General features: G+C 65.1%; 16 protein-coding genes and 1 pseudogene. 8 read left to right on the top strand and 9 right to left on the bottom strand.

What is annotated here, in order from left to right; all coding sequences use genetic code 11:
* Positions 1 to 70: 70 nt before the first annotated feature.
* Positions 71 to 2,041 carry an AMP-dependent synthetase/ligase gene (locus tag C446_RS04745; RefSeq protein ID WP_006671934.1) on the top strand — a complete coding sequence of 657 codons (1,971 nt, stop codon included), beginning with the start codon at positions 71 to 73 and terminating at the stop codon, positions 2,039 to 2,041.
* Positions 2,042 to 2,201: 160 nt separating this feature from the next.
* On the top strand, positions 2,202 to 3,002 hold the full coding sequence (locus tag C446_RS04740) for an N-acyl homoserine lactonase family protein (protein ID WP_006671933.1): 801 nt from the start codon (positions 2,202 to 2,204) through the stop codon (positions 3,000 to 3,002).
* A gap of 410 nt (positions 3,003 to 3,412) precedes the next feature.
* Here C446_RS04740 and C446_RS04735 read toward each other — a convergent pair whose 3' ends face one another.
* The 5 genes and pseudogenes from C446_RS04735 to C446_RS04715 form a co-directional block, all read right to left on the bottom strand.
* Positions 3,413 to 4,177, bottom strand: coding sequence for an enoyl-CoA hydratase/isomerase family protein (locus C446_RS04735; RefSeq protein ID WP_006671932.1), 765 nt, complete (start codon positions 4,175 to 4,177; stop codon positions 3,413 to 3,415).
* A 15-nt stretch (positions 4,178 to 4,192) separates the two neighbouring features.
* Positions 4,193 to 4,651, bottom strand: a complete 459-nt coding sequence (locus C446_RS04730; protein WP_006671931.1) for a MaoC/PaaZ C-terminal domain-containing protein — start codon at positions 4,649 to 4,651, stop codon at positions 4,193 to 4,195.
* A 149-nt stretch (positions 4,652 to 4,800) separates the two neighbouring features.
* Positions 4,801 to 6,087, bottom strand: coding sequence for a phenylacetate--CoA ligase PaaK (paaK, locus tag C446_RS04725; protein ID WP_006671930.1), 1,287 nt, complete (start codon positions 6,085 to 6,087; stop codon positions 4,801 to 4,803).
* 116 nt (positions 6,088 to 6,203) lie between these two features.
* A pseudogene (locus C446_RS20435) lies at positions 6,204 to 6,618 on the bottom strand (thiolase family protein); the annotation flags it as partial.
* A 222-nt stretch (positions 6,619 to 6,840) separates the two neighbouring features.
* On the bottom strand, positions 6,841 to 7,479 hold the full coding sequence (locus C446_RS04715; RefSeq protein WP_006671928.1) for a helix-turn-helix domain-containing protein: 639 nt from the start codon (positions 7,477 to 7,479) through the stop codon (positions 6,841 to 6,843).
* Between the two features lie 99 nt (positions 7,480 to 7,578).
* On the opposite strand from C446_RS04715, the gene paaA reads away from it, so the two are divergent.
* Genes paaA through paaE form a run of 5 tightly spaced genes read left to right on the top strand, consistent with a single transcriptional unit; the run spans position 7,579 to position 10,292 of the window.
* Complete coding sequence (paaA, locus tag C446_RS04710; protein ID WP_006671927.1) at positions 7,579 to 8,520, top strand: 1,2-phenylacetyl-CoA epoxidase subunit PaaA; 942 nt, start codon at positions 7,579 to 7,581, stop codon at positions 8,518 to 8,520.
* A gap of 2 nt (positions 8,521 to 8,522) precedes the next feature.
* Positions 8,523 to 8,840, top strand: a complete 318-nt coding sequence (gene paaB / locus C446_RS04705; protein WP_006671926.1) for a 1,2-phenylacetyl-CoA epoxidase subunit PaaB — start codon at positions 8,523 to 8,525, stop codon at positions 8,838 to 8,840.
* A complete protein-coding gene (paaC, locus tag C446_RS04700) occupies positions 8,840 to 9,712 on the top strand; it encodes a 1,2-phenylacetyl-CoA epoxidase subunit PaaC (protein ID WP_006671925.1) in 873 nt (290 codons plus the stop codon). Before paaB ends, paaC begins: the two co-directional genes overlap by 1 nt.
* The gene (gene paaD, locus C446_RS04695; protein WP_006671924.1) at positions 9,709 to 10,125 is read left to right on the top strand and encodes a 1,2-phenylacetyl-CoA epoxidase subunit PaaD; all 417 of its coding nucleotides are present in this window, start codon (positions 9,709 to 9,711) and stop codon (positions 10,123 to 10,125) included. Before paaC ends, paaD begins: the two co-directional genes overlap by 4 nt.
* Complete coding sequence (paaE, locus tag C446_RS19260) at positions 10,122 to 10,292, top strand: 1,2-phenylacetyl-CoA epoxidase subunit PaaE (RefSeq protein WP_006671923.1); 171 nt, start codon at positions 10,122 to 10,124, stop codon at positions 10,290 to 10,292. The genes paaD and paaE overlap by 4 nt, the downstream gene beginning before the upstream one ends.
* Before the next feature lie 59 nt (positions 10,293 to 10,351).
* On the opposite strand, the gene C446_RS04690 is transcribed toward paaE, so the two are convergent.
* From C446_RS04690 to C446_RS04680, 3 genes are all read right to left on the bottom strand, one after another.
* Positions 10,352 to 11,326 (bottom strand): NAD-dependent epimerase/dehydratase family protein, encoded by a 975-nt coding sequence (locus tag C446_RS04690; RefSeq protein ID WP_006671922.1) that lies wholly within the window; start codon positions 11,324 to 11,326, stop codon positions 10,352 to 10,354.
* A gap of 69 nt (positions 11,327 to 11,395) precedes the next feature.
* Positions 11,396 to 13,090, bottom strand: a complete 1,695-nt coding sequence (locus C446_RS04685; protein WP_006671921.1) for a thiamine pyrophosphate-binding protein — start codon at positions 13,088 to 13,090, stop codon at positions 11,396 to 11,398.
* Positions 13,087 to 13,425 (bottom strand): EthD family reductase, encoded by a 339-nt coding sequence (locus C446_RS04680; RefSeq protein WP_006671920.1) that lies wholly within the window; start codon positions 13,423 to 13,425, stop codon positions 13,087 to 13,089. The genes C446_RS04685 and C446_RS04680 overlap by 4 nt, the downstream gene beginning before the upstream one ends.
* A 290-nt stretch (positions 13,426 to 13,715) precedes the next feature.
* Here C446_RS04680 and C446_RS04675 point away from each other — a divergent pair, with 290 nt between their 5' ends.
* On the top strand, positions 13,716 to 14,306 hold the full coding sequence (locus tag C446_RS04675) for an HD domain-containing protein (RefSeq protein ID WP_006671919.1): 591 nt from the start codon (positions 13,716 to 13,718) through the stop codon (positions 14,304 to 14,306).
* 418 nt (positions 14,307 to 14,724) lie between these two features.
* On the opposite strand, the gene C446_RS04670 is transcribed toward C446_RS04675, so the two are convergent.
* Positions 14,725 to 15,836, bottom strand: a 1,112-nt coding sequence (locus C446_RS04670) for a zinc ribbon domain-containing protein (protein WP_006671918.1), incomplete at its 5' end; no start/stop codon positions are given.

The following is a 15,836-nucleotide window of genomic DNA, read 5'->3' as shown; positions in this document are numbered from 1 at the left end:
TTATTTTGGTCAAGTAACGGTGCACTATACCCATCTTTCATGTAGGACCGGGTTCATGGTACGGTAAACCATGGACTGGCAAACCGCGGAACGGGAGTTCGAGAGCGAGGTGCTGGGAACGGAGACGCTCGGGCGGATGTTCGAGAACAGCGTCGAGCGAAACGCCGACACAGTCGCCCAGCAGTACCAGGGCGGCATCTACGATCGGAGCCTGGCCGGAACGGCGTTCGACCCCGCACCGGACGGGGAGTACGCCAGCCTGACGTACGCGGAAATGCGCGAGGTCGTCCGCGCGCTGGCGGCCGGGTTCCGGGAGCTCGGGGTCGAAACCGGGGATCGCGTCGGTATCTTCGCACAGACACGCCTGGAGTGGGCCCAGACCGACTTCGCTCTGCTGTCGGCCGGTGCGGTCGTCACGACCGTCTACAAGAGTTCGTCCCCGGACAAGGCACGGTACCTGCTCGACGATCCCGACGCGGATGGGGTCGTCGTCGAGAACGCGGACCTACTCGAGCGCATCCTCGAGGTCGAGGACGACCTCGATCTCGAGTTTATCGTCTCGATCGACGAGGGAAGCGGGTACGACGACCGCGACGACGTCTACACCCTCGCGGACGTGTACACCCTCGGCGACGAGGCATTCGACGAGGAGGCCTACCAGGAGTGGGTCGACGAGCCCGACGTGGACGATCTGGCGAGCCTGATCTACACCAGCGGGACGACGGGGCAGCCGAAGGGGGTAAAACTCACCCACCGGAACTTCCGTGCGAACGTCAACCAGGTCTATCGCCGCGTCGGCCCCCGGCCGGACAAGGACACGGACACACCGACGATCGACGGCGACAGCCGGATGGTCTCGTACCTGCCGCTGGCACACGTCTTCGAACGGACGGCCGGGCACTTCCTGCCGTTTGCAGCCGGGGCGACCGTCGCCTACGCCGAGAGCTCCGATACGCTCAAAGAAGACTTCAGCGCCGTGCAGCCGACCGGCGCGACGAGCGTCCCGCGCGTCTACGAGAAGATCTACGACGCCATCCGCGAGCAGGCCACCGAATCACCGATCAAAGAACGGATCTTCAACTGGGCGACCGACGTCGGGCGGGCGTACCAGCGAGCCGACGATCCGGGGCCGATCCTCGAGGCGAAGCTCTCGATCGCGGACAAGCTCGTTTTCGGCCAGGTGAAAGACGCGCTGGGCGGTAACATCGAGATGCTCGTCAGCGGCGGCGGCACCCTCTCGCCCGATCTCTGTACGCTCTATCACGGGATGGGGCTACCGATATTCGAGGGGTACGGGCTGACCGAGACTGCTCCCGTCGTCACCACGAACCCGCCCGAAAGACCCCAGATCGGCACGGTCGGTCCGCCGGTCGTCGGCTGCGAGGTCAGGGTCGACGACTCGGTGGTCCCCGACGGCGAAGCCGCCGACACGGCCGGCGAAACCGGCGAACTACTGGTCAGGGGACCGAACGTAGCCGAAGGATACTGGGAAAAGCCCGGGGCGACGGATCGAGCGTTCACGGCGGACGGATGGTTCCGGACCGGCGACATCGTCACGATCCGGCCCGACGACTACATCGTCTTCCACGAGCGCCGGAAACAACTGCTCGTGCTCTCGACCGGGAAGAACGTCGCGCCGGCCCCGATCGAGGACTCGTTTGCGGCCCGCGAACCCGTCGAGCAGTGTATGGTCGTCGGCGACGGCGAGAAGTTCGTCGGCGCGCTCATCGTCCCCAACGTGGACGCGCTCCGACGGCTGGCCGAGGACGAGGGGATCGACCTCCCCGACAGCGCCGCGGCGATCTGTGATCACGAGTGGGTCGAAGAACGAATCGACCGAGAGGTCCAAGCGGTCAACGAGAACTTCGAAGCCCACGAGACGATCAAGGAGTACCGGCTCGTTCCGATCGAGTTTACCGAGGACAACGACCTGTTGACGCCGACGATGAAGAAAAAGCGCCGGGCGATCCTCGACGAGTTCGAAGCAGAGATCGAGTCGATCTACGCCGAGGACGAAACCGAACAGCGACAGACTGCCTGAGACGTTCTACTGTCCGTCAGTTCCGGTGTACCCGTTTCGGATCGCGGTTACACCGGGAGATCGGGACAGCAACCCATCTGGTGGGCGGCGACGGCGAGCGACGAGAGCCCGACACCCAGTTAGGCGTTCCTTCTTTGACCCATCGGCCCCGAGTCCCAGTATGTCAGTCCGCCGTCTCTACCGACTCAACACCGCCGAGTGGACCTTCGATCACAGCGTCGCGGTCCAACTCGAGAACCCGGGGGAACCGTACGCCGGCTGGTGTCCGTGTTACCTGCTCGAGCACCCCGAGGGACTGGTCCTGTTCGATACCGGCATCAGCCGCGAGATGGCGGCCGATCCAGAGGGCTACGGCCCGAACGGCGCGGCCCACATGACCGCGTTTCTCGAGACGCTCGACCTCTCGGTTGGCCAGTCGCCGACCGACCACCTCGCCGCGCTGGGGTACGAACCCGAAGACATCGACTACGTCGTGCTCTCGCATCTGCACGTCGATCACGCGGGCAACGTCGATTCGTTTCCCGACGCCGAGGTCATCGTCCAGAAGTCGGAGTTGCGGTACGCGTTCTGGCCCGACGGGGTACAGCGGGTGTTCTACCTCGAGGGGGACTTCTCCCCGCTGCGAGACCAGTCGGTCGACGTGACGGCAGTGACGGGCGAATACGACCTCTTCGGCGACGGCAGCGTCGTCGCGTTTCCGACGCCAGGACACACGCCGGGCCACCAGTCGCTCGCAGTCGAACTCGAGTCCAGTAGCGTCGTTCTCGCGGCCGACGTCGCCAACAGCCGCGAAGGATACGAACGCGAGCGTGTCCCCTCCTTCGTCTGGTCGCTCGAGGACTCGCTCGAGTCGATCCAGCGGGTACGAGACCGCTCGCGGACGACGGACGGAACCGTGATCGTCCACCACGATCCCGAGGAACAGCGGAAACTGCCCGATCCGCCTGGGGCACTCGAGTGATCGACGCGTCTCCGACGCCGGAGCCACGGGGAGCAAAGCCGGTCCGGGACTGAGTCGAGGACGGTTCCTCGAGAGGCGAACCGTGGGTCCGGAAACGGGGCTTACCGATGTAAAAGTGTTTGTATGATTTTCATTTACTGATACCATAATAAAGGCATCATTTCCGCAGAAGAGCACTGATATGTCTATTGATAGCACAGAATAGAGCTTCTCCATCCAAGAGAGGCGATGGAAAGACACAGAAATCCAGTACACGGCGTTTATTGGATTCTACACATACACACGCCGTACACGGGTTTGACCGGCTCTAATCGAGTAGATGAAAAACAGGTAGTCCGGCAAACATAAATTATGTTAGTAAGTAACGAAAGTGATCGTTCTTCGGAAGAGAGGGGTGGCCGATCAGCGACTCACTCGAACTCCGGGGGTCGATCGGTCAGGAACGCATCGACCCCCTCGTGGTGTGCCGAGGTGTCGTACGCCAGCGACTGGATGGATGCTTCACGCTCGAGGCCGTCACGCCAGGACCGACCGAGATTATCGTGGATGGCCCGTTTCGCTAACCCGAGGTTCTCGGTTGGCCGGTCGGCGAGCGTCTCAAGCAAATCGTCGATCCGGGCCTCGAGTTCGTCGTCGGGGACAGTCTCGTTGACGAGGTCGAGGTCGTCGGCCGCCGCGGCATCGACGAGCCGTCCCGTGAACGCGAGTTCCTTCGCCGTTCGGAGCCCGACGAGGCGGGGCAGGGTCACGGTCCCGCCCATGTCGGGGACGAGCCCGACGTTGATGAACGAGGCACCGAACCGGGCCGACTCGGCCGCGTACGCGAAGTCGGCGGCCGCGACCAGCGAGAGTCCTGCCCCGACGGCGTCGCCGTCGACGGCCGCGACGACGGGCACGGGGCTCGCCAACACCCGCTCGGCTACGCGACCGAGCGTCTCGCGAACGCGTTCGTAGGCTGCTGCCGTCGTCTCCTCGCGGTCGGCCATCGCCTCGATATCGCCGCCGGCGCTAAACGCCTCGCCCTCGCCGGCGATGACCACTGCGTCCAGGGACGCGGGATCGAGCCCCTCGAGTGCCGTCGCGAGTTCGCGGGCGGTCCCGGCGGTGAACGCGTTCCGGACCTCCGGTCGGTCGAACGTGACGTAGCGGACCGAGTTCTCGTCGTGGACGTGCATGACTCGCAGGGCGGATTACTCCTTGCGCTTGATCAGGAACTTCATGTCTCCCTGGAAGACGACCGTGTCCTCCTGGTTGGTCATCTCGGTGTCGAGAACGACGATGCCCGCGTCCTCGTGTTCGACGTCTTTTTTGTCGGCCACTTCCATCTCGAGCGAGAGCGTGTCGCCGATGTAGACGGGGTTCGGGAGATCCATGTAGTTCATCCCGAGGAAGGCGTAGGCCGTGCGCTCGACGATTCCGGTACGGTAGACGAAGCCAGTCGCGTGGACGAACGTCATCGGCCCGTGGGCGATCCGACCGTCGAACGGGCCGTCCTCGGCGTACTCCGCGTTCGTGTGCAGCTCCGTCCAGTCGCCCGACAGCGCGGAGTGTGCGACGAAATCGGCCTCCGTGACCGTTCGACCGACGCTCTGGAACTCCTGTCCCACGTCGAACTCCTCGAAGTGATGTGGCTCGTAGCTGTATGCCATACGAGAACATTCCAATCGCGATACAAATAAGTTACCTCGCTTACGGGAATCGGCGACGGGACCGAGGATTGATGTGGAGAGAGCCGTCGCTCGCCGTGGGCTCGCGGCGACTCGGGACACGGCTCTCGACGGCTCCCGATCGACGACGGTTACCGGTGGTCGTAGACCCGCTTTACCTTCCCCACTTCCGTTCGCTCGATGGTTCCCGGGTCCGTCAGTTCCAACTCGTCCGGCGTGAACGAGAGGACGGTCTCGAGTCGCGTCAGCACGCGGTCCCGCAGTTCCGGCCGATCGCCGTCGACTCCGGCCGCGAGTTCGAGAGTCAACTCGAGGCGATCCAGGGTGTCCTCGCGGTAAAGGTCGATCCGGTAGTGTGGCGCGATGTCGTCGAACTCGAGGACGACAGCCTCGATCTCGCTGGGGTAGAGGTTGACTCCGCGGACGATCAGCAGGTCGTCGGTTCGGCCGGTGACGTTGTCCATGCGGACCATCGTCCGGCCACAGTCACACTCCTCGTAAGTCAGCGTCGTCAGATCGCCGGTCCGGTACCGGATCGCCGGGAGGGCTTCCTTCGTCAGCGTAGTCAACACGAGTTCCCCCTCCTCACCTTCCGGCAGGACCTCGCCAGTTCGTGGGTCGATCACCTCGGGGTAGAAGTGATCTTCCCAGACGTGCAGCCCGTCCTGTGCCTCGTGGCACTCGTTGGAAACCCCGGGGCCGATGATCTCCGAGAGACCGTAGATGTCGATCCCCGTGACGTCGAGTCGCTCCTCGATCGCCTCACGCATCGGGTCGGTGCAGGGTTCCGCGCCGAAAAGCACCGTCGACACCGGAAGCTCCGAGAGGTCGACATCCATCTCTTCGGCCGTCTCGGCCAGGTGCAGCGAGTACGACGGCGTGCAAGCGAGCACGTCGCTCTCGAGGTCCTCGAGGAGTTCGACCTGTCGCCGTGTTTGCCCGCCGCCGATCGGAACGACCGTCGCCCCAAGCTCCTCGATCCCGTAGTGGAGCCCGAGCCCACCCGTAAAGAGGCCATAACCGTAGCCGTTCTGGACCGTATCGCCCGGCTCGACGCCCGACGCGTCGAGACAACGGGCGACGACCTCGCTCCAGACCGACAGGTCCGCTTCCGTGTAGGAGACGATCTTCGGCTTCCCCGTCGTCCCCGAGGACGCGTGGAGACGGTAGATTTCGTCGTCGTCGACGGCGAAGAGGCCGTCCGGGTACTCGTCGCGGAAGTCCTCTTTCGTCGTAAACGGGAGCTGATGGACGTCCTCGAGAGTCTGGATATCTTCGGGAACGATTCCGGCCTCGTCGAACGCCTTCCGGTAGAACTCGACGTTCTCGTAGGCCCGCCGGACCGTCTCACGGAGCCGTTCAGCCTGTAGCTCTCGTATCTCTTCCCGTGGTGCCGTTTCGATCTGCGTATAGCTCATCCTCGCACCACACTCCTTTGTCCCCCGCAAAAAATCATGTGGTGTGTACACAACCCCTGTGAACGCGGAGTCGGTCGGTTCGACGGCGGCTCGAGCCGGCCACAGGGGACGGGAGACTAGACTGTGCCGGTCCGTTCGAACACTGCCGCGATCCCCTGGCCGAAGCCGACACACATCGTCGCGAGCCCGTACCGGCCGTCCCAGCGCTCGAGTTCGTACAGCAGCGTCGTCGTGATTCGCGTGCCGGAACAGCCCAGCGGGTCGACGCCAGCGACGGCGCGTGAACGCACTCGAGCCAGCGGCTCGAGCCCGTACTCGGCGGCGTATCGCGCTGGTCACGAGCAACCCCGCGGCCCCGTCGGTCAGCGGCGAGGCGTTGCCGGGCGTGACGGTCGCGTCCTCGCCGCCGGCAAAGACGGTCGGTAACTCGCTCGGGCTCTCGAGGTCGGTATCGGGGCGAGGACCCTCGTGGCGCGCGAGGCGACCATCGTCGGTTTCGACCGGGACGACCTCGTCGTCGAATCGACCCGACACCCCGGAGTAGACCTAGACGCTCCGCCGTGGTTCGTCAGGTCGTCGATCACCTCGAGACGCGTCGTCACAGACCCGCACTCGAGGCCGACGAGGTCTAGAAGTCGATTTCGAGGGTCTCGCAGTAGGCGTCGCTCTCGATCCGTTCCCTGACGGTCCCGCTATCTGTCATGCTGTCTCGGGCCAACGTCGGGAGAGAAGAACGTCTCGGCTCCGGCGAGGTCAGTCGAAAATTTGCTGGAACAGCGCCCGCTCGCCACGTCGCAGTCGTTCGAGAAACGCGGACTTGCTGACCCCGAGTTCGGCGGCGACCGCCTCGGTCGATACGCCCCGCGGGATTTCGAAGTACCCCTGCTCCAGGGCCGTGCGGAGACACTCCTCCTGGGCCGGCGTGAGGTTCCACCGCTGGCTGGGCACCTCCTCGGCCTCGGACTCTAGCGGGCAGATACGCTCGAGTGTGACGCCGACGGTTTCGCCTGCGGCCTCCATCACTCCCTTGAGCACGTCGCGACCGACGACGGCACCGAAGATCATCGTCGCACCCTCGCGGTAGCGCAGCGTCTCGACGATGAGCCCGTTGTCGATCAGTTCGTGGACGATACAGGGGTGTTTCGACAGACACCGATACCGGTGGCGACCGTCGCTTTTCGAGACGTGCAGATAGGAGATACGGTCGTCCGTATCGAGTACCTCGGTGAGCCGATCGTTCTTCGGAGCACTGAACTGCAGGAGGTCGTAACCGTCCGACCGCCGCTGGGGCGGCTGAGCGTCGACCCCGACATCGACCGCCGCGGTCGCCTCCGCGAGCGGACAGTCGTCGTTTTGCACCCGAAATTCGACCACGAGGCATTCGTCGATCATCGAGCGGTGTGTCGTATGTTAGACCACACCAATATATAAAACCACCTCATATAGCGGTCAACCCCTAAGACCATCACGGTCGTTCATTCCAGTGAAACCATGGACCTGGACACGGTGAAAGAACGAGCGGGTCCGCGGGAGTTCAGCCCCGCGGACGACCTTCCCGAGGAGTACCGGGAAGCGGCGACCCGGATGATCGAGTTCCACGCCAACAGCGAGATCATGGGGGCGTATCTCGAGCGGCCGTTCATCCGGCACGCGCCGAGTATCGACCGAAAACTGGCCTTCTCCGCGAAGGTCCAGGACGAGATCGGCCACGGGCAGTTGCTCTATCGCGCCGCAGAGTCGCTGGGGATCAAAACTCGAGAGGAGATGTTAGACGACCTGGCAAACGGCGACGGGAAGTTCCTCAACTGTTTTCATTACCCGATGGATAGCTGGGTCGAGACGCCGATGATCGCTTTCTTCGTTGACGGGGCGGCGATGCGTCGGCAGGCGACGCTACGTCGGACCAGTTGGGAGCCCTACGCCCACGCCATGGACAAGGTTTGCTTCGAGGAGGGGTTTCACGTGAAACACGGCGAAGACATCCTCCGGACGCTGATGACCGGCTCGCGAAAGGAACAGAAGCTAACCCAGGCGGCCTTCGAGACGTGGTGGCCCCGTATCATCCAGTTTTTCGGACCCACTGACGACCAGAGCACACACCACGACTTCGCGGCCGCCGTGGGCCTCAAACAGAAGTCCAACGACGAACTTCGCAATGCGTTTCTCGATCAGTACATCCCGAAAGCCCGGAAGTACGGGCTCGAGATTCCAGACGAGCCCCGTATTCGGGAGCGCGACGACGGGACATACGAGGTCGTCGAGGACGACTTAGACTGGGACGAGTTCTTCGCCATCGCGAAAAACGAGTACGAACCCGGCGTCGGCCAGATCGAGGGCCGGAGAGCAGCACAGGAGGCCGTCGAATGGGTCCGGGAAACGATCGACGACGACGCGACGACCGCCGACGGCCACGCGCCGCAGGCGGCCGACTGACCATGATCTGGGAAGTGTTCCGACAGGAAGAGTCCGGGGAGTATCACACCCACTGTGGCAACGTTCACGCGCCCGACCGGGAGATGGCAAAGCAGTTCGCCGCGATCCAACACGGCCGGCGCAAACCGACCAACAGCCTCTGGGTCGTTCCCAAAGCGGAGGTCGGCGAGATCGACGCCGACGATGTCGCGTTCGGCGGCACGACCGACAAGAGCTATCGCTGGGCGACGACCTACCGGACGACCGGCGAGGACGCCCGCGAGGTCGTCGAGTCCGAGGACGAACAGGCTACCGCCGAACAACAGCGAGGTGACGCCTGATGGCGTTCGACGATCCCGACACTCTCGAGGGGCGCGAACGACGGGCACTCGAGACGCTCGTGACGCGGCTGGCAGACGACCAGTTCGTCCTCGCGGAGCGGTACACGGAGTGGCAGGTTCGCGCACCGACACTCGAGTCGGACCTCGCACTGGCGAACAACGCTCAGGACGAACTCGGGCACGCCCGCCTCTGGTACGACGTCCTCGAGGACATCGGCCTCGACGAACAGGACCTGGTCTACGAGCGGGACCCGGACGACTTCCGGCACAGTACGCTCGTCGAACGTCCCTTCGAAGAGGGCGACTGGGCCGACGTCGTCCTCCGGTCGTACTTCTACGATGCCGCCGAAGCGGTCCGGCTCGCGGCCCTCGAGGACTCCGCACACCCCAAAATCGCGGATCGGGTCGGCAAGATCCGCAGTGAAGAGGAGTACCACCTCGAGCACGCCCAGAACTGGCTGGAACGGCTGGCGGACGGCGAGAGCGAGGGCGGGGACGAGGACGGCCACGAACGCCTGCAGAACGCACTCGATCGGCTGTTCCCGCACGCGCTGACGCTTTTCGAACCGGTCGATCCAGAACGGGAAGCGGACATCGTCGAACTCGGACTCCGTGACGCCACTCTCGAGGAGCTGGGCGAGGAGTGGCTGTCGATCGTCCTCCCGTATCTCGAGTCGCTGGGTCTGGTCGTGCCGGTCGACATCGACGAAGACGACCCCGAGTTCACGGTGACCGACGATCTGCTTCCCGACGAACGGGGCCGCGACGGCACCCACACCGACGCCTGGTACGACCTGTACGACGAGTTTACGCACACGTATCGCGAACTCGAGCGCAGCGAGCCGACGAAGCTCATGGACACGCCGCAATGAGTGCAAACACGTCAAGCGATCGCGACGCGACGCCCTGTGCGTACACCGACTACCGGGAGGGAGCGGCGGCCGAGGACCTCCCCGCCACCGGCGAGGACGCGACCGGACTCGAAGCCGACATCTGGGACGCCCTCTACGGGATCGAGGACCCGGAGATGCCGATCAGCATCGTCGATCTCGGACTGATCTACGGCGTCTACCTCGAGGACGACACGGTGACCGTCGACATGACGCTTACCTACTCCGGCTGTCCGGCACGTGATATGCTCACCGAGGAAGTCAAAGCGGAGGTCGCCGCCGTCGACGGCGTCGACGACACCGACCTACGGCTGGTCTGGAGTCCGGAGTGGACGGTCGAGATGGTGACCGAACGGGGCGAGCAAGCCCTCCAGGAGTTCGGGTTGAGCGTATGAGACGGACTCGTGACCCCAGCGTCGAGACGAGCGGCGACGAGGCGGGCGCGACGTGTCCGTACTGCGAGTCGACGAACACCGTTCGCGAGCATCCGAAGGGGCCGTCGCTCTGTCGGTCGATGCACTACTGTCACGGCTGCGAGCAGCCCTTCGAGAAATTCGAATAGGTTTTTCGAGGCAGGCTGGGGCGGCCGACTCGAGTCCCACACCGTGTACCGAGAACGGGCTACACCGGCTCGAGTCCCGCTTCTTCCCGGAGAACGTTGACGTACTGCCGAAAGCCCGACTCGAGGTCGTACTCGGGATCGTAGCCAAGCTCCGCTTGTGCTCTCGTCATGTCTAGGTTCTGGGTCCAGGGAAGTTCGCCGTCGTCGGAGACGTCGATCTCGGCTTCGGGGAGGATCGACTCGACGGTGTCGGCGGCCTCGCGGATCGTCGCGAGGACGCCCCGGACGTTGTAGACCCGCTGGGACAGGTCCGCTTCGGGTGTAAACGCCGCCTTGCGGAACGCCTGGGCGATATCTGAGACGTGTTGCCAGTCGACGTACTGGTCGCCGTACTCGACGCTGTAGGGCTCTCCCAGGGCGGGCTTCTCGACGATGTTCGCAAGAAACGCCGAGCCGCCGGTTTCGCGGTAGGGGCCGTAGGCGACCGTCGGCCGGAGGGCCACGTGGTCGAGGCCGTAGTCCTCGTGGTAGACCCGGGCCTGGTGTTCGTTGTATTCCTTGGTCGCGCCGTAGAGCGTATCGGGGTAGACCAGTTCGTCTTCGTCGACCCACTCCGTGTCGTACTTCTCCGGTGGCGCGTAGGCTGCCGCGGAGGACGCCCACGCGACCCGCTCGACCTGATCGTCCAGAATCCGGGCTGTCTCGAAGACGTTGTTCGTCCCCACGACGTTTACCTCGGCCGTGCTCCGGGGATTCTCCCGCGCCGTCGTCGTCAACAGTGCGGCGAGGTGGACGACGTGTGTCGCACCCGTCTCCCGTACCGCACGGATTAGGTCCGTCGCGTCGGAGACATCACCCTGCCGTACCTCGACCTCGGCGGCGACGCCGAGGTTCTCGAGAACGTCCGTCTCCGTCGAGCGGTCGTAGGCCACGACCTCGTGGCCGTGCTCGAGCAGGTCCTGTGCAACGTAGGAACCGATGAAGCCAGTGCCGCCGGTTACCAGTACGGTCGCGTCGGCTGTCGTGTTCGTCATGGTTCGAATTTGTGCCAACTGGTCACGTATAGGTTGGTGTTTACTCGCACGACGTGTACCGCGTCGGTGTCACTCGTGAAGCCCCCCGACGGACTCGTAGAACGAGGAGGCCAGTTGCTCGGCCATCTCCTCTTCGCGGTCGATTCGGGCGTCGACGACGACGGGAACGTCCGCCGCTTTCCCGTCCGCGAGAGCGTCGGCGAAGTCGTCGGGCTCCGTTACCCGCCGGCCGACCGCACCAAACGCCTCGGCGACTTTGACGAAGTCGGTGTCGTGGAACTCGACCCCGGCGATCTCAGCCTCGGCGTCCATCTGCCGGACCATCCCGAGGCTGGTATCGTTCAGAACGACGAACGTCGGCGCGACGCCGTACTCGACGGCGGTCTCGACGCTGTTCATCGTCATCGCGAACCCACCGTCGCCGGCGACCGAGATCACGTCTTTTCCGGTCGTCAGCGCCGCGGAGACTGCAGCCGGCTGGGCCCACCCCATCCCGCCGACGCCGCCGCTGCCGAAGTACGTGCAAACTGCGGGCGTCTGCAGGTAGTACAGCAGCCAGAACCGGTTGTTTCCGGAGTCGGCGGTGACGATCGTCTCCGCGTCGACGACCCGCTGTATCTCCGTGGCCGCACGCTGGGGCTTGATCGGGCTCGAGTCGGACGCACACTCGGGCGCGGTGAACCACTCCCGGGCCTCGGCCGCGCGCTCGAGTGCCCACCCGCTCTCGCCGCCGCCCGCGTCCACCAGCGCCGCAAGGGACGCTTTCGCGTCGCCGATCAGTCCCACGTCGGCGGGGTAGACCCAGCCGGCGTTGCGCGGATCGACGTCGGCGTGGAGGATCGTCTGGTCGTCGGGCCGGACGAACGCCGGAGCCTGCCAGTTGGTGTCCATCGGGTTCAGCCGGCAACCGACCACGAGCAGCGTATCCGCCTCGCTGACGACCCGGTTTGCCCCCTCGTGGCCGAACGAGCCGATGACGCCGGCCGCCCGCTCGTCGGTCTCGGGGTATGTCGACTTGCCGAGATACGAGGTGACGACCGCACAGTCGTAGGCTTCGGCGACGGCTGCGAGCTCGTCGTACGCTCCAGCGGCGTGAACGCCGTTACCCGCGACGATAACCGGACGTGCAGCGTTCTCGAGGGCGTCGACGGCCGCGTCGACGTCGTCGGGCGTCGGTGCGGGGTCCCACGTCCGCGTCTGTTCGCCGGCGTCCCAGAGCGGCGGGGTCGGCTCGTCAGGTACCTCGTCGGTGATCGCGTCCCCGTCCAGGATCACCGCGGTGGGGCCGGGACGGCCGGCGACGGCGTGTTTGAACGCGAGCTGCGTCGATCGCAGCGTCTCGACCGGGGTACGCGGAAACCACCACTCCTTGGCGACGCCGTCTAAGATGTCCGGCAGGCTGAGTCCACCGTAGTCGCCGCTCGACTGCTGGTAGGGCGCAAGCGTCGAATACTCGCCGCGCTCGGAGGCCTCGGTCAGCACGACCATCGGCGAGGAGCCGAGCAGCGCCTCCATCTGTCCGATCGCACCGAGACTGCCGATCCACGGCCCCTGGCCGGTGAGCACCGCGGGCTGGCCCGTGAGCCGGCCGTACGCTTCGGCCATGACGCTCGCCTCGCGCTCGTCACGGGGTCGGACCACCTCCACGTCGGAGTCGGGGAGGTGCTCGAACAGTTCGATCGCACGGCCGCCCGGGTAGCCGAAGACGTACTCGACGTCCAGTTCCTCGAGCATCGCGACGAGTTCGTGGGCCGTCGTCGTCATCGTTCCGTCCCGGTGGTGGTCTCCTCGACGTGGACGGTCTCGTCGACGGTCAGCCGTGGTCCAGCGCCACCCTCGAGACACTCGGCAGGGTCCCCCTGAACGTCCTGGCCCACGTTGGAGCTAAACGCCGCGTTCGATGCCGTCTCGTGCTCGAACGTGAGTTCCAGCGCGCCGTCGGAGTCGACAGCCTCGGGGTTCGTCGGAACGGCGGTGCTGTATCGCTGCAGGCCGGGGAGTTCGCGACCGATCTCGGCGTGGTCGTCCTGCCACCGTTCGACGAACGCCTCGTGGCTATACTCGTCCGTACGGACGAGTAACTCGACCATCGTGGTCATACACTCCCTCCATCGACGGCCCTCAACTTCGTTCTACCGGTGTGGTGTGGTTCCTTTCCCCTCGAGTAGTGAAACCGACCCACAAACGCTATGTGTACCGGTCGTCGTACACCACGGGTACGGCCGAGTCGCCAGCGATGCCAGCGACCCGGATCGACCACGTCGGTCTCGCAGTCGAATCGATCGACGACGCCTCGCGTCTCGAGTGTGAACGGCTGTGACGCCGAGTAGCCCCCGAACGGAAAACGACCCACGCGTCGGTCGCACCGACGACCCACCGCTACCAAACCATGCCCGACCCAGACTACGACACCCAGGTCCGCGACGCGTTTCCCGAACTCGAGCGCATCGACGACCCCGACCTCACCGAGCGGGTCGTCGAGGCGTGGACGCTCGGCCTCCGGCGCGGCGGCTGGCGTCACGTCGACGATATCCCCTACGCCTGGAACATCCACGAGGTCACGAACGTCGAACACGTCCGGGGCGTCACTCGCATCGCCCTCGAGTCCGCCCGCGAACAGCGGGAGTTCCACGGTGCGGACCCCGACGTCGACACGATCGTTGCCGCCTGTCTGCTCCACGACGTGGGCAAGTGCTACGAGTACACCGATCACGTCGACGAGGAACTCGTCGATCCCAACCCACGGTACGGCGGCGAGACGATTCCCCACTCCCTCTCTGGGTATGCACTGGCTCACGAGGTCGGCTGTCCGCTCGCCGTCCAGCGGGCGATACCGCACTTCCTCGGCGAGGTTCCCGATCGGACGCTCGAGGCCGAACTCGTCAAGAGCGCCAACTCCGCCTCGTCGAACGCGATCACGCAGGCCGCCATGGGGATCACCCTCCAGGAGTGGGTCCACGAGTATTCACAGACCGCCTGAAAGAGCATCGCCGCTGACAGGGCGGCCGGAACCCCGTTCGAACAACGGGAACGGACTCGTTCGGCCGCACCTCGAAGCGATGGAAATCGATCGAAACCGACTCGACCGGATCGGTCTCGAAGAACCCCATACGACCGGAATGCCGTGTCACCGGACCGGCCATCGCTATCTACAGTAACAACTGCACCGATTTGTAGACCGATCGCCGATCCGTCTGGTGATCAGGTGCACACTGCTTGCTACTATAGCACTCCGTTCGAGTTACTCGAACAGGGCGATCATCGGCCGACGAACGGCCCGCTCGCGCACCCACTATACAAACGTACCGCTGTAATTCGATGCGTGAAACAGTCGTCATCGATTCCTCCCCTCGAGTGGCGACGGGGGGGTGGTCGTTCGAGTTACTCGAACGAGGGCGTTACTCGAGACGCCGCATCTTGAACCCGTACCGGGTTACCCCTTCCTGAGTGTAGATCCGACGGATCGTCGCTTCGACGCGGTCGCCCGGCGAGACGGACTCGTCGCCGACGGTCAGGACCTGGGCGGGCGTCGAGACGGTCGCACGATCGCCATCGCTGTCGGGTCCGTCGAGTGCGACGACGGCACTGACGTACGCACCCTCCCTGGCCTGCTGTTCGACGAACTCCGGCGGCGCGCCGCCCTGGCCGATGACCGTCGCCGCTTCGACCGTCCCAGTCCCCGGAAGGGCGACTTCGTCAAACGCCTCGAGCGCACCGCAGTCTGGACAGGCACCCCCGGGTGGGAAGGCCAGTTCGCCACACTTCGGACAGCGGCCGGCGACGAGCCGGTGGCGCTGGGGCAGGGTTCGCTTCCAGTTTGGGACGCTGACGTACGCGCCGCCGCCGGCGGGTTCGCCCGGTGTAATATCGCCACGTCTCCGGAGGTACTCCCCGTAGGAGAGCGTCTCGTCGCCCTCGAGTCGGGTGGAAACGGCGACACCGCCGGCCTCGAGTCCGAACGCGAGCCCCGTCGCGCCGTCGGCACCGTAACCTAACAGGAGGACGGAGTCACAGCCGCTCTCGAGCGCGCTCGCGAAGCCGAGCAACGGGCTGGCCGCACCGGTATCGCCGAGGTCGTGGACGGTCGTTCCGGCTCGGATCGTCTCCGTGTCGACCTCGAGCGGACCGGCGACACGGTAGGGGAGCGTCCCGTTCGGCGACTGGAGCGCGACGGCGTCGGCGGACGCGGGGTCGTACTCGAGAGCGTCGGCGACAGTCGTGACGGCTTCGGTAAACGACGACCGGTCGTACGCGGTGATTCCGAGACCGGTCGTCTCGTCGGAGCCGGCGGGGCGAAACCGCGTCCCGGGAGCCGTCGTCGTTCGTTCGGCTCGATCCCGGACCGATCCCCCGCCGTCGGCGGTCAGCAAAACGGCAGCCGCACCCGCGCCGCCAGCGTGTTCGATCTCGTCGTCCGGCGCGCCACGGGGCGCGTCGCTCGCGACGACCAACGCCGGTCCGTCACCCCCGAGTCCCGTGGCTAGCGCGTCCGTGCCGGCTCGTGTCCCCG

The sequence above is a fragment of the Halobiforma nitratireducens JCM 10879 genome (genome assembly GCF_000337895.1).
Taxonomy (GTDB): Archaea; Halobacteriota; Halobacteria; order Halobacteriales; family Natrialbaceae; genus Natronobacterium; species Natronobacterium nitratireducens.
This window is presented reverse-complemented; position numbering and strand designations above follow the sequence as displayed.

Coding starts and splice junctions, on each gene's coding strand:
- C446_RS04745 (WP_006671934.1), top strand. CDS start 71: ATGGACTGGCAAACCGCGGAACGGGAGTTCGAGAGCGAGGTGCTGGGA.
- C446_RS04740 (WP_006671933.1), top strand. CDS start 2,202: ATGTCAGTCCGCCGTCTCTACCGACTCAACACCGCCGAGTGGACCTTC.
- C446_RS04735 (WP_006671932.1), bottom strand. CDS start 4,177: ATGCACGTCCACGACGAGAACTCGGTCCGCTACGTCACGTTCGACCGA.
- C446_RS04730 (WP_006671931.1), bottom strand. CDS start 4,651: ATGGCATACAGCTACGAGCCACATCACTTCGAGGAGTTCGACGTGGGA.
- paaK (WP_006671930.1), bottom strand. CDS start 6,087: ATGAGCTATACGCAGATCGAAACGGCACCACGGGAAGAGATACGAGAG.
- C446_RS04715 (WP_006671928.1), bottom strand. CDS start 7,479: ATGATCGACGAATGCCTCGTGGTCGAATTTCGGGTGCAAAACGACGAC.
- paaA (WP_006671927.1), top strand. CDS start 7,579: ATGGACCTGGACACGGTGAAAGAACGAGCGGGTCCGCGGGAGTTCAGC.
- paaB (WP_006671926.1), top strand. CDS start 8,523: ATGATCTGGGAAGTGTTCCGACAGGAAGAGTCCGGGGAGTATCACACC.
- paaC (WP_006671925.1), top strand. CDS start 8,840: ATGGCGTTCGACGATCCCGACACTCTCGAGGGGCGCGAACGACGGGCA.
- paaD (WP_006671924.1), top strand. CDS start 9,709: ATGAGTGCAAACACGTCAAGCGATCGCGACGCGACGCCCTGTGCGTAC.
- paaE (WP_006671923.1), top strand. CDS start 10,122: ATGAGACGGACTCGTGACCCCAGCGTCGAGACGAGCGGCGACGAGGCG.
- C446_RS04690 (WP_006671922.1), bottom strand. CDS start 11,326: ATGACGAACACGACAGCCGACGCGACCGTACTGGTAACCGGCGGCACT.
- C446_RS04685 (WP_006671921.1), bottom strand. CDS start 13,090: ATGACGACGACGGCCCACGAACTCGTCGCGATGCTCGAGGAACTGGAC.
- C446_RS04680 (WP_006671920.1), bottom strand. CDS start 13,425: ATGACCACGATGGTCGAGTTACTCGTCCGTACGGACGAGTATAGCCAC.
- C446_RS04675 (WP_006671919.1), top strand. CDS start 13,716: ATGCCCGACCCAGACTACGACACCCAGGTCCGCGACGCGTTTCCCGAA.